General features: G+C 71.0%; 14 protein-coding genes. 8 read left to right on the top strand and 6 right to left on the bottom strand.

Features of this window, described 5'->3' with window-relative positions; genetic code table 11:
* The first annotated feature begins 59 nt into the window (after positions 1–59).
* A complete protein-coding gene (hemB, locus tag ACFZBT_RS15125; RefSeq protein ID WP_391103020.1) occupies positions 60–1,058 on the top strand; it encodes a porphobilinogen synthase in 999 nt (332 codons plus the stop codon).
* A 13-nt stretch (positions 1,059–1,071) separates the two neighbouring features.
* Here hemB and ACFZBT_RS15130 read toward each other — a convergent pair whose 3' ends face one another.
* Positions 1,072–1,713 (bottom strand): DUF4232 domain-containing protein, encoded by a 642-nt coding sequence (locus ACFZBT_RS15130; protein WP_391103022.1) that lies wholly within the window; start codon positions 1,711–1,713, stop codon positions 1,072–1,074.
* Between the two features lie 227 nt (positions 1,714–1,940).
* Here ACFZBT_RS15130 and ACFZBT_RS15135 point away from each other — a divergent pair, with 227 nt between their 5' ends.
* The gene (locus tag ACFZBT_RS15135; protein WP_391103024.1) at positions 1,941–3,311 is read left to right on the top strand and encodes a helix-turn-helix domain-containing protein; all 1,371 of its coding nucleotides are present in this window, start codon (positions 1,941–1,943) and stop codon (positions 3,309–3,311) included.
* A 27-nt stretch (positions 3,312–3,338) separates the two neighbouring features.
* Here the strand turns inward: ACFZBT_RS15135 and ACFZBT_RS15140 are convergent, their stop codons facing one another.
* The gene (locus tag ACFZBT_RS15140; protein WP_391103026.1) at positions 3,339–3,704 is read right to left on the bottom strand and encodes a hypothetical protein; all 366 of its coding nucleotides are present in this window, start codon (positions 3,702–3,704) and stop codon (positions 3,339–3,341) included.
* A 135-nt stretch (positions 3,705–3,839) separates the two neighbouring features.
* Here ACFZBT_RS15140 and tnpA point away from each other — a divergent pair, with 135 nt between their 5' ends.
* From tnpA to ACFZBT_RS15155, 3 genes are all read left to right on the top strand, one after another.
* Positions 3,840–4,283, top strand: a complete 444-nt coding sequence (gene tnpA, locus ACFZBT_RS15145) for an IS200/IS605 family transposase (protein ID WP_391103028.1) — start codon at positions 3,840–3,842, stop codon at positions 4,281–4,283.
* Positions 4,280–5,488 (top strand): RNA-guided endonuclease TnpB family protein, encoded by a 1,209-nt coding sequence (locus tag ACFZBT_RS15150; protein WP_391103031.1) that lies wholly within the window; start codon positions 4,280–4,282, stop codon positions 5,486–5,488. Before tnpA ends, ACFZBT_RS15150 begins: the two co-directional genes overlap by 4 nt.
* 122 nt (positions 5,489–5,610) lie before the next feature.
* On the top strand, positions 5,611–6,513 hold the full coding sequence (locus ACFZBT_RS15155) for an SAM-dependent methyltransferase (protein WP_391103034.1): 903 nt from the start codon (positions 5,611–5,613) through the stop codon (positions 6,511–6,513).
* Positions 6,514–6,537: 24 nt separating this feature from the next.
* On the opposite strand, the gene ACFZBT_RS15160 is transcribed toward ACFZBT_RS15155, so the two are convergent.
* The gene (locus ACFZBT_RS15160) at positions 6,538–7,323 is read right to left on the bottom strand and encodes a DUF4253 domain-containing protein (protein ID WP_391103036.1); all 786 of its coding nucleotides are present in this window, start codon (positions 7,321–7,323) and stop codon (positions 6,538–6,540) included.
* A 79-nt stretch (positions 7,324–7,402) separates the two neighbouring features.
* Between ACFZBT_RS15160 and ACFZBT_RS15165 the strand changes: the two genes are divergently transcribed.
* Positions 7,403–7,903 (top strand): DUF664 domain-containing protein, encoded by a 501-nt coding sequence (locus ACFZBT_RS15165; RefSeq protein WP_391103039.1) that lies wholly within the window; start codon positions 7,403–7,405, stop codon positions 7,901–7,903.
* 58 nt (positions 7,904–7,961) lie between these two features.
* Here the strand turns inward: ACFZBT_RS15165 and ACFZBT_RS15170 are convergent, their stop codons facing one another.
* Both ACFZBT_RS15170 and ACFZBT_RS15175 read right to left on the bottom strand, forming a co-directional pair.
* Complete coding sequence (locus ACFZBT_RS15170) at positions 7,962–8,792, bottom strand: DUF2690 domain-containing protein (RefSeq protein ID WP_391103041.1); 831 nt, start codon at positions 8,790–8,792, stop codon at positions 7,962–7,964.
* Entirely contained in the window at positions 8,789–9,562 is a 774-nt protein-coding gene (locus ACFZBT_RS15175; protein ID WP_391103043.1) for a peptidoglycan-binding protein, read from the bottom strand. The genes ACFZBT_RS15170 and ACFZBT_RS15175 overlap by 4 nt, the downstream gene beginning before the upstream one ends.
* Positions 9,563–9,870: 308 nt before the next feature.
* Here ACFZBT_RS15175 and ACFZBT_RS15180 point away from each other — a divergent pair, with 308 nt between their 5' ends.
* Complete coding sequence (locus ACFZBT_RS15180; RefSeq protein WP_391103045.1) at positions 9,871–10,254, top strand: peptidase inhibitor family I36 protein; 384 nt, start codon at positions 9,871–9,873, stop codon at positions 10,252–10,254.
* A gap of 87 nt (positions 10,255–10,341) precedes the next feature.
* Here ACFZBT_RS15180 and argS read toward each other — a convergent pair whose 3' ends face one another.
* Positions 10,342–12,096 (bottom strand): arginine--tRNA ligase, encoded by a 1,755-nt coding sequence (argS, locus tag ACFZBT_RS15185; protein ID WP_391103047.1) that lies wholly within the window; start codon positions 12,094–12,096, stop codon positions 10,342–10,344.
* A 295-nt stretch (positions 12,097–12,391) separates the two neighbouring features.
* Here argS and lysS point away from each other — a divergent pair, with 295 nt between their 5' ends.
* Entirely contained in the window at positions 12,392–14,134 is a 1,743-nt protein-coding gene (gene lysS / locus ACFZBT_RS15190; protein WP_391103049.1) for a lysine--tRNA ligase, read from the top strand.
* Positions 14,135–14,175: the final 41 nt, after the last annotated feature.

Consider the following 14,175-nt stretch of genomic DNA (forward strand, 5'->3'; position numbering starts at 1 on the left):
AGCTTCGCTCCGACATCGCGTCGGCATCGGGAGGTTTCGGGCGGGCGTAGCGTTGGGGTATGACGACGTACGGATCTTTTCCCGGTACTCGGCCGCGGCGTTTGCGGAGTAGCCCCGTCATGCGTCGGATGGTGGCCGAGACCAGGCTGCACCCCGCCGATTTCATTCTTCCGGCCTTCGTGCGCGAGGGCGTCAGTGAGCCGGTGCCGATCGGGGCCATGCCCGGGGTCGTGCAGCACACGCGGGACAGTCTGAAGAAGGCCGCCGCCGAGGCGGTCGCGGCGGGGGTCTCCGGGATCATGCTGTTCGGCGTGCCGGAGGAGTCGAAGAAGGACGCCCTCGGGACGCCGGGGACCGACCCGGACGGGATTCTGCAGGTCGCCCTCCGGGACGTGCGGGCCGAGGTCGGGGACGACCTGCTGGTCATGTCCGATCTGTGCCTCGACGAGACCACCGACCACGGGCACTGCGGGGTGCTGGACTCCGAGGGGCGGGTCGACAACGACGCGACCCTGGAGCGGTACGCCGAGATGGCCCAGGTACAGGCCGATGCCGGGGCCCATGTGGTCGGGCCCAGCGGGATGATGGACGGGCAGGTCGGAGTCATCCGTGACGCCCTCGACCAGATCGGGCGGGAGGATGTCGCGATCCTCGCCTACACCGTGAAGTACGCCTCCGCGTTCTACGGGCCGTTCCGGGAGGCTGTCGGCTCGTCCCTGCGGGGGGACCGGAAGACGTACCAGCAGGATCCCGCGAATGTGGGTGACGCGCTGCGGGAGCTCGCCCTCGATCTCGAGGAAGGCGCCGACATGGTGATGGTCAAGCCCGCCGGGCCCTACCTGGACATCATCGCCCGGGTCGCGGACGCCGTGGACGTGCCCGTCGCCGCGTATCAGATCTCCGGCGAGTACTCGATGATCGAGGCTGCCGCCGAGCGGGGCTGGATCGACCGGGACCGGGCGATCATGGAGTCCCTGACCGGCATCCGGCGGGCCGGTGCGCGGAACATCCTCACCTACTGGGCCACGGAGGCGGCCCAGAAGCTGAACCGTCAGTAGGACTCAGTAGGGATCAGTAGGACAGCGCGTCGTCCATGTCCCGCAGCCAGTACGTGGCCGCCAGCGAGCTGTCGTAGTACACGCCCTCGGCCGGGAGGGACGGGAGCGCCGAGGGGCCGCCGCTGCTGTTGGGCGTGCGGCCCTGGAAGCCGACCGTGAGCTTGCGGGCGGTGGTGCCGCCGTCGCCGCTTCCGTCGGCCGCCGACAGCGTCACGCCCGCGTAGCCGGACTCGCCGGGGGCCAGGGTCGTCACCGCCTGCGGCTTCGAGTCCTCGACCGGCCGAGGGGCCCACTGCATCTCGTCGAAGCGCAGCACCGGGTAGTAGGTGAGGTCGCACATCTTCGAGCCGGTGTTCTTGACCGTGATCAGCATGTGGTTGAGCGGGCGGCGGACCGGCTGGGCGGTGACGGTGGTGTTGGTGCCGTTGCAGGAGACACCGGCGGCGGGGGCCGCTTCGGACTTCGTGCCCTCCTTCCTGCCCTCAGTCGTGCCCCTCGCGTCGGCGGCCGTCTGTTCGGGGGCGGTCGTCGCCGTAGACGATGACGTCACCTGGGGCTTGGCAGCGCCCTCGTCCTGTGTGCCCGTGCCGTCCTCGCACGCCGTGAGGGCGAGGACGGCCAGGAGGGCTGCGGGGAGGGCGTGGTGCTTGCGCATGGGTGGGTTCCCTTTCGGACAAAGGCGGTTGGCGAGAAGGCCCGAGCGAGCCGCCGGCCGTCCGGCCGGGAGCGGCGTGCTTGGATGACCAGAGCTTGTGCGGTGAGCCGTCCCGGCCGCCGCACCCGGCGGACCATCCGGGACGCTGGAACGCCCGTACACGCTGTGAACTGGGGAAACGTCCCTGCTCTGGAACGGGTGAACGGGACATGGGGGATGGAGGAAGGGTGTCGGAAGGCACGGCCGCGGCGGAGTTCGCCGCGCTGCTGGGGGAGTTGAAGGAGCGTTCCGGGCTGAGCTACGGGGTGCTCGCCAAGCGGCTCCACATGAGTACGTCGACGCTGCACCGGTACTGCAACGGAGATGCCGTGCCCGCCGACTACGCGCCGGTGGAGAGGCTTGCCCGGCTGTGCAAGGCGTCGCCCGGGGAACTCGTCGAGCTGCATCGGCGGTGGGTGCTGGCGGATGCCGGGCGGGGGCGCAAGGGGGGCGGGGGGCCGGCCGAGCCCGTGGGGCCGGCCGAGCCCGTGGCGGCAGCCGAGCCAGTGGTGGTGGCCGAGCCCGCAGGGGCAGCGCCTCCGGTTGCCGACCACCCGGCCCCGGTTGTCGACACCTCGCCTTCGGAGGCGGTGTCCGCGCGGGAGTCCCGGTCACGACGTCCTCGGCCCGCCCTCCTCGCCGGTATCGCCGCGGCCGTCGTCCTCGGTGGGGTCGGACTCGCCGTGGCCGTTCCCTCCGGTGGGGCGGATGACGACGGGCGTCGCGGTGCGGCCGCGGTGTCCGAGAGTGGCCGGACGCCGGACGGTGGAACGGCCGCCTCGGCGTCGCCCTCGGGCAGTTCCTCCGCCGACAGCCGCAAGGAGAAGGGCAAGAGCGGGGGCAAGGGCAGGGAGGAGGATGCCGCCTCGGCGACTCCCGGCTCACGTGCCCCCGCCACCGGCTCCGACGGCGGCCGGCCCCGTCGTACCACCGACCCTGCCGCCGGCCCGACCCCCCTCACCGTGAACACCACCCCGCACGCCTGGGAAGACCCTTGTTCCCAGCGCTACTTGGTGAACCGTCCGCCGGGGCAGGTCGGGCCGCCGCCGCTGGAGCAGGACGCGCCCGCCTGGGTGGCGGCGAACGGGGCCGTTCCGTCGGGACAGCAGTTCCTGAAGCTCACCGTGCAGGGCACCGGCAAGGAGACGGTGGTCGTCGACGGGCTGACGGTCCGTATGGCGGGCAAGCGGACGCCGCTCGCCTGGAACGACTACGCCATGGGCTATCCGGGCGTCGGCTGCGGCGGTGGCGTCCCGACACGCTTCTTCACGGTCGCCCTCGACGCCGCGCGTCCCTCCGTCGTCCCCGAGGCGGGCCATGACGACTTCCCGTTCTCGGTGAGCCAGTCCGACCCGGAGGTCTACTACATCCGGGCCGACGCCTCCGCCTACGACGTCAGCTGGTACCTGGAGCTGCGCTGGTCCAGCGGCAGCCGCAGCGGCACGCTGACGGTGGACGACAAGGGGCGGCCCTTCCGCACGAGCGGGAACAACGGGCGTCCGGCGTACGAGTTCCCGCTGGGCGGTGACAAGTGGGTCGAGGAGGGGACCACGCGGTGACCGGCTGACTGGCTGCCTGACGGGATCTCAGTGGAACTCGTGGACCAGCTCGATCTGCCCGACGATGTGGGCGTTGAACTCGTCGAGTTCCTCGGCCGGGACCCACAGTTCGAGGATCGTCCGCCCGCCGGCCCGCTGGACCGGGTACCGACTCAGGAACTCGGAGTCGACCTCGAACCGGGTGACGAAGCCTGCGCCGTCGTGCTTGACGTTCCAGTCGCGCGCGATCTTGACGGCGTAGTCCTCGTCGAGGACCGGGTAGAAGATCGGCTGCTCGGGGAGCCGGGGTGGCCAGGCGCGCCAGTCGAGCTCCCGCAGCAGGTCCAGTTCCCTGGGACCGGTAGGGCGCCACAGGGTTGTCGTCGCTCGCTCGCCGGTCTCCACGGGCACCATCAGGACCTAGCCAGGGGACGTCCCGCTTTAGCGGGGTGGGGAATGGCTTCTGAGCCCTGCTCTGACCTCAACTGGGTGCACGGATCCGCACTGTTCACCTGAGCCGACCTCTCTGCCGCACTAGACCTGTGGCGCATGTATAGTGATCGCGTGGTCGTGACCAGGAAAGTTCGCCAATTCTCCGGCGGCGTGTACGACCTCGGGCTCCACGTGGTGTGGTGCCCGAAGTACCGCCGTCCGGTCCTCGGCGGCCGGGTCGCGGAACGGCTGGACGAACTGATCCGGCAGAAGGCAGACGAACGCGGGTGGGAGATCATCGTCCTTGAGGTGATGCCCGACCACGTGCACCTGTTCGTCAAGCACGACCCGAAATCGTCGGCCTCGTACGTGGCGAACCAGTTCAAGGGCTTCACGTCCCGCGTGCTGCGCGAGGAGTTCCCGCACCTGAAGTCGCGGATGCCTACGCTGTGGTCGTCGTCGTACTTCGCGGCCTCGGTCGGCGCCGTGTCGGCGGCGACGGTCGAGAAGTACATCAACACCCAGTGGGAACGCCCCGGGAAGAAGGGGGACGGCTCGTGATCCGCGCGTACAAGTTCCTCCTGCGCCCCACGGCCCGTCAGAGGGCCGCGCTCGGCGAGATGCTGCGGGATCACTGCTCCCTCTACAACGGCGCGTTGCAGGAACGCCGGGACGCCTACCGGCACACCTCGAAGACCACTGTCCGCTATGGCGACCAGTCCGCCCAGCTCAAAGACATCCGCGCGTTCGATCCCGAGCGGCAGGGCCGCTGGTCGTTCTCCTCCCAGCAGGCCACCCTGCGCCGCCTGGACAAGGCGTTCTCCGCGTTCTTCCGCCGCGTCAAGGCCGGACAGACACCTGGCTACCCCCGGTTCAAGGGCGCCGGCCACTTCGACACCGTGACCTTCCCCAAGGACGGCGACGGCTGCCGCTGGGACTCCACTGCCCACGACGCGCAGACCCGCGTCCGCCTCCAAGGTGTCGGACACGTCCGCGTGCACCAGCACCGGCCCGTACAGGGCCGCGTCAAGACGATCTCGGTGAAGCGTGAGGGGAACCGCTGGTACGTCGTCCTCTCCTGCGACAACGTGCCCGCCGAGGAACTGCCGCCCACCAAGGCGATCGTCGGTATCGACATGGGCGTCACGCACTTCCTGACCACCTCGGACGGCGAACACGTCGCTAACCCGCGCTTCCTCCAGGCGATGGCCGACGAACTGGCCGAAGCCCAGCGGCACCTCGCGACGTTCCCCAAGCGGACCCGGCAGCGCACCAAGGCACACCGGGCCGCCGCCCGGAAGGTCGCCAAGCTGCACGCCAGGATCCGCCGTCAGCGCGCCGACTTCCACCACAAGACCGCCCGTACGCTGATCGCCGGCCACGACGTGATTGCGCACGAGCGGCTCAACACGGCGGGCATGACCAAAGCCCCCGCACCCAAGGCCGACCCCGAGCAGCCCGGCAGCTTCCTGCCGAACGGTGCTGCCGCGAAAGCCGGACTCAACCGCAGCATCCTCGACGCGGGTTGGGCGCAGTTCCTCGCAATCCTGGCGAACAAGGCTGAGAGTGCCGGTCGCCTGGTGGTTCCGGTGGACGCGCGCAACACCTCCCGCACGTGCCCCGAGTGCGGGCACGTCGCGAAGGAGAACCGCGCCACCCAAGCGAAGTTCCAGTGCACGGCGTGCGGGTTCGCGGCGAACGCGGACCACGTCGGCGCGACGAACGTCCTCAGCAGGGCCGGGCTGGTCCTCTGCGTGGCGGCTTAGCCACCGACGCAGGAAGCCCGCGCGTATACGCGTGGGTGGAGTCACCAAATCACTTGAGGCGTTGAGTTGTTGACCGTCGAAGTGGTTGCTGATTGAACCACCTACTCTTCAGGGAGACGTCCATGTCCGGTGACGCGCTCAGCCAGGATCCCGCCGAGCTGCGGAGGAGGATCGACAGCGGCAAGGCGCACCCGGCGCGGGTCTACGACGTCTTCCTCGGGGGCAAGGACCATTACCCGGCCGACCGGGAAGCGGCCGCCGCCGGGCTCGCCGCCAACCCGCGCGGGTACCTCGACGTCCGGCACAACCGTGACTTCCTGCGCCGCGCGGTGACCACGCTGGTGGAGCAGGACGGCATCCGGCAGTTCCTGGACATCGGCACGGGGCTGCCGACCGCCGAGAACGTGCATCAGATCGCGCAGCGCGCCGCCCCCGAGTCGCGGGTCGTGTACGTCGACAACGACCCGGTCGTGCTCGCGCATGCGCGGGCCCTGCTGACCAGCGGCCCCGAGGGGCGTACGGACTACATCGACGCCGATCTGCGGGACCCGGCCCGCATCCTCGAACAGGCCGCCAAGACCCTGGACTTCGACCAGCCGGTCGCGCTGTGCCTGGTCGCGATCCTGCACTTCGTCGAGGACGGGGAGGCGTATCCGCTGGTGCGGGAGCTGCTCGACGCGCTGCCCGTCGGCAGCCGGCTGGTGCTCAGCCATCTCACCGAGGACCTCAACCCCGAGAAGATCCGCGCGGTCCAGCGGACGTACACCGAGCGGGGGTTCACCTTCGTGCTGCGGTCCCGGGCGGAGGTCGAGCGGTTCTTCACCGGCAACTTCCTGGAGATCGCCGAGCCGGGCGTCGTCCCGGCGCACCGCTGGCGGCCCGACCACGCGGCCCCCGTCCCCGAGCAGCCGGAGGAGTCCTTCCTCGACGGCCTCGACGACATCGAGAAGGTCCGCTACCGCGACATCAACGACGTCACGGACGCGGACATCAACGTGTACGCGGGGATCGGGGCCAAGGGCTGAGCCGGTACGGCCGAGGGGCGGGGCTCAGTCCCACCAGAAGTGCCAGGTCGGCTGATCCTTGACCTGGCGCTCGGCGTAGGCCCGAAGGGTGGAGTCGGTGCTCTGCCAGATGTTGTCCGGGCAGAACGCGAAGTGCTCGGCGGCGACGGCCTCGGCCTCCGCGAGGGTGGCGGGCGGGGCGGCGACCGACACCAGCAGATGGTCGAAGCCGAGGGCCACGACCCGTATGCCGAAGCGGTCCTCCCAGGAGCGCAGCACCGCGCTGACGCGGGCCGTGTCGCCCTCGTGGTTCGCCGGGCCCGTCCAGCCGATCGCCGTCGGGATGTCGGCGCTGCGGCGGGCCGGGACCAGGGCGAGGCGGGGGTCCTTGAGCGGACCGCCGGCTTCGAGCAGCGAGTCCGCGACGGCCGTGGCGACCGTGTCGGGGTCCTGGTCCCGGACGGTCGGGGCGGCCGGCCCGGGCCATGCGTCGCCCTCCGCCGCGTACTCCTCCCAGTACTCCGCCAGCACCTCCTCGGCGTCGTGGTCCCCGGGATACGACACCTCGCCGGGCGTCAACTCCCAGCTGTCCGGCCCGCCGTGCCCGTCCGCCACATCGAGCACGACCGGCAGCAGCCCGACCCGTCGCGTCGGCTCCAGCGCCGTCCAGCCGCCCGGCACGGCCCGGTCCTGCGCGCACCACAGCAACGGCTCGTGCCAGGGGCCCTCGTCGGTGGTGTCGATCAAGATCCCGGCGGGGAGTTCAAGCCCCAGCGCACGGCCGCTCGGGTCGGCCGCCAAGGTCGGGAGCGGGTTCGGAAGTGTCGCCATGGTGCGACTGTAGATCCGACCACTGACAAGGAGACATCAGCGGACACCTGCTGACCTGTTCGCTCCGTACGGTCCTCGCATGAACGGTTCCTCGGAGAAGACCGACCTGGCGTACGCGCTCGCCGAGCAGCGGGAGTTGCTGCTGATCACCGTGCGCGGACTCGACGACGCGCGGGCCGCCCGGCGTACGACCGTGAGTGAGCTGACCCTGGGCGGGATCGTGAAGCATCTCGCCCAGGGGGAGGCGGCATGGACGCGGATCATGGTCGAGGGCGACGGCGAACTGCCGGACGGCATGCTCGGCATGGGCCAGTACCGCATGGCCCCGGACGACACGCTCGACGGGCTGCTGGCGGCGTACACCGCGGCCGCCCGGGCGACCGACGAGGCCCTGGCCGGGCTGCCGGACCTGGACCGCGGCGTGCCCCTGCCGATGACGCCCTGGTCGCCGCCGGAGCGCGAGTACTGGTCGGCGCGCCGGATCCTGCTGCATCTGATCCGGGAGACGGCCCAGCACGCCGGGCACGCGGACGTGATCCGGGAGGCACTGGACGGCGCGAACAGTACGGCTCAGCGCTGAGACGGAAGCGGGTCGGGCGTGGGCGGGCGAGGGGGCGGTGATGGTCAGCCTGCGACCGTCAGACGCGGGCATCGAAGCACTCGCGGCTGCCTCCCGTCACCGGGCGGAAGCAGGCCCGCACGGTCGCGCCGGGGGTCGCCTCGGTCATGGGGGTGTAGACGTAGGACTGCGCGGCGACACCGTCCGTGATCCGGACGGTGTGCGGGCGGTCCGTGCCTTCGCCGGCCGGGTCCATCTCCAGGCGGTCGCCGATGCGGGTGCTCCACATCCTCGCCCAACTCGCCCCGCACTCCCTGCTGTAGCGCAGTTCGAGGTGGGCTCCGGTGGCGGTGCGGTGCGCGGCGAGGGTGAGCGGGTGCGTGCCGCACTTCATCGGCATCGGGTCCCGGCCCTCGCAGGTGGCCCCCAGACAGCGGGGCGCCGGAGCGGAGGAAGGCGGTGCGGAGGGGCGGCTGTCGCCGGTGTGGCCCGCGACGAGGACCAGGGCGACCGAGAGGCCGCCGGCCGCCAGCGCGCAGACCGAGGCGAGGATCGCCATGACCGTGCCCCTGCCGCCCGCGGGATGCCCGGCGTCCGTGTCCGGGGAGCCCGCGGGCCCTGGCGTGTCCGTGGGCCGCGCCGCCGCCCGGCCGCTCCATGCCGACTCCGCCAGCTCCCACAGCGCCAGGCAGCGGCCGTCCGGTTCACCGGCCAGACGGCACAGCTCCCGTACCGCCTGGCGGGGCGGAAGCGTCTTGCCGTTGAGGTAGCGCTCCCAGGACGACTTGCTGGAGGTGGTCTTCGCCGCGAGGGCCGCCAGGCTCAGGCCTGTGCCGGTCCTCAACTCCCGCAGCGCGGCGGCCAGTCGGGCGCGTTCCGGCGGCGGTGCGTGCCGCGGGGCCCGCGTCATCGCCGTAGCGCCTTCCAGGTGTGCGGGCCGATGATGCCGTCCACGACCAGGCCGGAACGCTTCTGCAGGTCCTTGACCGCGCGTTGGGTGTGCGGGCCGAAGATGCCGTCCACGGCTCCCGGCGAGAGGCCCGCCTCGCGCAGCAGGCACTGCGCCTCGGCGACCTCCGGCCCGGCGTGGCCCTTCGCCAGGATGGCCTTCCGGGTGCGGCTGTTGCCCGCGTACCAGCGGCCGTCGAGCCGCTCCGCCCGGCAGGTGTAGGTGGGACGTTCGCGCTCCGACTGCTGCGGCGACCCCGGTGGTCGGGTCGCCGCGGACGGGGTGAGGGGCGTCGCGGCAGCCCTGCCCTCGCCGTCCGTGAGCCGTACGGCCAGCAGGACCGCGGCGGCGACGGCCAGCACCAGGGCCACCGACCCGGCGACGAGGGTGACGCGCAGCGCCCGGCCGTGCGGGCGGGGTGTGCCGGTGCCGGGCCCGGCAGGTCGTCCGCGGTGCTCGGCGACCGTGCCCCAAGCCTCGGCGGCGACCTCGTGCAGCGCGAGCAGCCGGGTCGGATCGTCACCGCCCAGCCGGGCCATCGCCTCGACGGCCTCCCTCGGCGGGAGTGACCGGCCGGAAAGGTAGCGCTCCCACGACGACGCGCTGTAGCCCGTCCTCGCCGCGAGCCCGCGCAGACTCAGTCCGCTGTGGTCCTTGACCCGGCGTAATCGCACCACCAACTGCCGCACACGCGGGTCGAGTTCTTCGGGCAGCCCTTTCCAACGCGACATGTTCCCCCCACTCGCGTTCGCGGACCGTGGTCAGCGGTCCCGTTACCGCCGCATTCTGCATCAGCATCCACGCGGTGCCCCCTACATCGGTTCCGATCCCTTTGCCGCCCCCTACCGATTCGGCCACCGCCCGCCGCGAGCGTCCCGCCGCACCGTCCCGGCGGCTGGTGTCCGGGCAGGTCAGGGGGTGGGACGTCCCGTGCGGGCGTCACTTCCGGGGCGGGTGTGGTGGAGCGGGGCTCACGGCCCGCAGTCTCGTCGTGGAGCCGGCCGGTGCGGTCGGCCCGCCCACGAAGGGGGAACAGCACATGCGTATGACCAGGAAGCTCGCCGTCATGGCCGGGGGGATCGCGCTGACCGGTGGTCTGCTGGCCGGCAACGCGGGTACGGCCGGTGCGGCGGAGGCCTCGCCGCAGGCGGCCTCGGACTGTCCGTCGGGCTGGTTCTGCGTCTGGGCCGGCAAGAACTACACCGGCCGCATGCAGAAGGTCGAGGGGAAGAACGCGGACCTCACCCCGTTCGTGGTCTTCCAGGGCTTCAAGTCCTGGTACAACCACGGCCGGTCCTGTGACTACAAGTGGTACACGGAGAAGAACCACCGCGGCGACAGCGGAGTTCTCGCACGGGGTGTCAAGGGGACCGGCGACGCCGTCTGGTTCCAGAAGTCCAACGAGTGGGTCAACTGCCGCTGACCGGCGGCTCTCCACAACGCCCGAGGGCGGCACTCCACGGGGGAGTGCCGCCCTCGGCCTGTCGTCAGGGTCCGGTTCCGGCCCGGCTCAGAGCCGCTCGGGCGTCCGGATGCCCAGCAGGCCCATGCCCTGGTGCAGCGTCCGGGCCGTCACGTCGCACAGGAGCAGGCGGTTCTCCACCTGCTCGGGCGTCTCGGCCTTCAGCACCGGGCACTTGTCGTAGAACGTCGTGTACAGGGACGCCAGCTGGTACAGGTACGCGGCCAGCTTGTGCGGGGCGTACTCCGCGGCGGCTTCGAAGACCGTGTCGCCGAACGCGTCCAGGTGCAGACCGAGAGCCCGCTCCGCCGGGGCGAGCCCGAGCTCCGGGTGCGCGACCGGCTTCGTCTCGCCCGCCTTGCGCAGGATCGACTGGATCCGGGCGTACGCGTACTGGAGGTAGACGGACGTGTCGCCGTTCAGCGACACCATCTGGTCCAGGTCGAACTTGTAGTCCCGGTTCGGCGACGTCGACAGGTCGGCGTACTTCACCGCACCGATGCCGACCTGCGCGGCCCGCTCCTGGATCTCGTCCTCGGTGAGGTCCCGTGCCTTCTCCCGCACGACCTCGGCGGCCCGCTGCACCGCCTCGTCCAGCAGGTCCTCCAGCCGTACGGTCTCGCCCTCACGCGTCTTGAACGGCTTGCCGTCCGCGCCCAGCACCGTGCCGTAGCCCATGTTGTGCGCGGTGACGCCGTCGCTCAGCCAGCCGGCCCGGCGAGCCGTCTCGAAGACCATCCTGAAGTGCAGCGACTGACGGACGTCCACGACGTAGAGCAGGGACGTGGCGCCCAGGTCCTGGACCCGGTTGCGGATCGCCGTCAGGTCGGAGGCCGCGTAGCCGAAGCCGCCGTCGGCCTTCTGCACGATCAGCGGGACCGGCTGGTCGTCCTTGCCGCGGATCTCGTCGAAGAAGACGACCAGCGCGCCCTCGGAGCGCACCGCGACACCCTGCTCCTCCAGGAGGCGGGCGGTCTCGGGCATGCCCTCGTTGTAGGCGGACTCGCCGACGATCTCCTCGTCGCGGATCTCCATGTCGAGCTTCTCGAAGACGGAGTAGAAGTAGACCTTCGACTCGTCCACGAACTGCTGCCACAGCTCGAGCGTCTCCTTGTCGCCGGACTGCAGGGCGACGACCCGCTTACGGGCCCGCTCCTTGAACTCCTCGTCCGCGTCGAAGAGTGCGCGCGACGCCTTGTAGACCCGGTTCAGGTTGCTCATCGCCTGCTCGCCGTCGACGTCGGCCGCGGGGGCCAGCTCGCCGGGGTGCTCGAACAGGTACTGGATGAGCATGCCGAACTGGGTGCCCCAGTCGCCGATGTGGTGCCGGCCGATCGTCTTCTCGCCGGTGAAGTCGAGCATGCCGCGCAGGGCGTCGCCGATGACCGCCGACCGCAGGTGACCGACGTGCATCTCCTTCGCCACGTTCGGCTGGGCGTAGTCGACGACCGTGATGCCCGCGTTCTCCTTCAGCGGCACGCCGAGACGCTCGCCGTCCGCCTGCCGCGCGGCGAGGTTCTCGGTGATCGCCCGGTCGGCGATCGTGATGTTGAGGAAGCCTGGGCCGGAGACCTCGACGTCCTTGATCACGTCACCGGTGACGATGTTGCCGACGACCTCCGCCGCCAGTTCCCGGGGGTTCGACTTGGCCTTCTTGGCGAGGGCCAGGATCCCGTTGGCCTGGAAGTCGGCCCGGTCGCTACGTCGCAGCAGGGCGTCTCCGACGGTTCCCGGGAGGGTGGCCGTGAGGGCGTCGACGAGGTGCTGGTTGACGGAGGCGCTGAGGGGCGTGACCGGGGCCATAGGAGTGGGTGCCGTTTCTCCTCGTGGGGATGGATAGACACGGTCAGTATCCCATGGGGGGTAAAGGGGTTTTCGCGCAGAGCTCGGGGGTGCGGGGCGATCACGGGTGCGGCCGGTGGGGGCTGGTCGCGCCCACGCGGCGGAGCCGCAGATCGATACCGCCCCGCGCCCCTGAGCAGGCGGCCGCGCCGTCTTTCGGGGCGCTCGTGAAAAGGCGTTTTCGTCGTTGCCGCCCTTGCTGGGACAATGAGGGCGCCAGCCGTTGACCGTACGGCTGCCCTGGAGAAAGAAGGACGTGCCGATCGTGGCTCAGAGCACCGAGACCACCGACTGGGTCTCCCGTTTCGCGGATGAGGTCATCGAGGAGTCGGAGCGTCGGGCCCCGGGCAAACCCGTCGTCGTCGCGTCCGGACTCTCACCGTCCGGCCCCATCCACCTCGGCAACCTGCGCGAGGTCATGACCCCGCACCTCGTCGCCGACGAGATCCGCCGCCGGGGTCACCAGGTGCGGCACCTCATCTCCTGGGACGACTACGACCGGTACCGCAAGGTCCCGGCCGGGATCGCCGGCGTCGACGAGTCGTGGGCCGAGCACATCGGCAAGCCGCTGACCTCCGTCCCGGCGCCGGAGGGCTCGCCGTACCCGAACTGGGCCGAGCACTTCAAGGCCGCGATGATCGAGTCGCTGGCCGAGCTGGGCGTGGAGTTCGACGGGATCAGCCAGACCGCGCAGTACACCTCCGGGGTGTACCGCGAGCAGATCCTGCACGCCATCAAGCACCGCGCCGACATCGACGCGATCCTCGGCCAGTACCGGACGAAGAAGGCCCCGGCCAAGAAGCAGGGGCAGAAGCCGGTCGACGAGGCCGAGCTGGAGGCCGCCGAGGGCTCAGGCGCGGCCGGTGAGGACGACGGCAGCTCCACCGCCGCCGGCTACTTCCCGTACAAGCCGTACTGCGGCAACTGCGAGAAGGACCTCACCACCGTCACGTCCTACGACGACGACTCCACCGAGCTGACGTACGCCTGCACCGCGTGCGGCTTCTCGGAGACGGTCCGGCTCAACGAGTTCAACCGCGGCAAGCTGGTCTGGAAGGTCGACTGGCCGATGCGGTGGGCCTACGAGGGTGTCGTGTTCGAGCCGAGCGGCGTCGACCACTCCTCTCCCGGGTCGTCGTTCCAGGTCGGCGGGCAGATCGTCGGGATCTTCGGCGGGCAGCAGCCCATCGGGCCGATGTACGCGTTCGTCGGCATCAGCGGCATGGCGAAGATGTCGTCCTCGCGGGGCGGCGTGCCGACCCCGGCGGACGCCCTGAAGATCATGGAACCCCAGCTGCTGCGCTGGCTGTACGCCCGGCGCCGGCCCAACCAGTCCTTCAAGGTCGCCTTCGACCAGGAGATCCAGCGGCTGTACGACGAGTGGGACCGGCTGGACGCCAAGGTCGCCGACGGCAGCGTCCTGCCGGCCGACGCCGCCGCGCACGCGCGTGCGGTGGGTACGGCCGCCGGTGAGCTGCCGCGGACGGTCCGGCCGCTGCCGTACCGGACGCTGGCGTCCGTCGCGGACATCACCGCCGGGCACGCGGACCAGGCGCTGCGCATCCTCAGCGAGCTGGACCCGGAGCAGCCGCTGACCTCGCTGGACGAGGCGCGGCCGCGGTACGACAAGGCCGAGGCCTGGATCAACACGCACGTGCCCGCCGACCAGCGGACCATCGTGCGGGACGAGGCCGACGCCGAGCTGCTGAAGTCCCTCGACGAGGCGTCCCAGCGGTCGCTGCGGCTGCTGCTCGACGGGCTCGCCGAGCACTGGTCGCTCGACGGGCTGACGCATCTCGTCTACGGCGTGCCGAAGGTGCAGGCCGGGTTCTCCGCCGACGCCACGCCGAAGGAACTGCCGCCGGAGATCAAGACGGCCCAGCGGTCCTTCTTCGCGCTGCTCTACCACCTGCTGGTCGGGCGGGACACCGGGCCGCGGCTGCCCACGCTGCTGCTGGCGGTGGGGCAGGAGCGGGTTCGGACGCTGCTCGGGGAGTAGTCGCCGGTGTGGGAGAGGGGCCCTGTTTCCAGGGCCCCTTT

The sequence above is a fragment of the Streptomyces sp. NPDC008137 genome (genome assembly GCF_042957035.1).
In the GTDB taxonomy this organism is placed as follows: domain Bacteria; phylum Actinomycetota; class Actinomycetes; order Streptomycetales; family Streptomycetaceae; genus Streptomyces.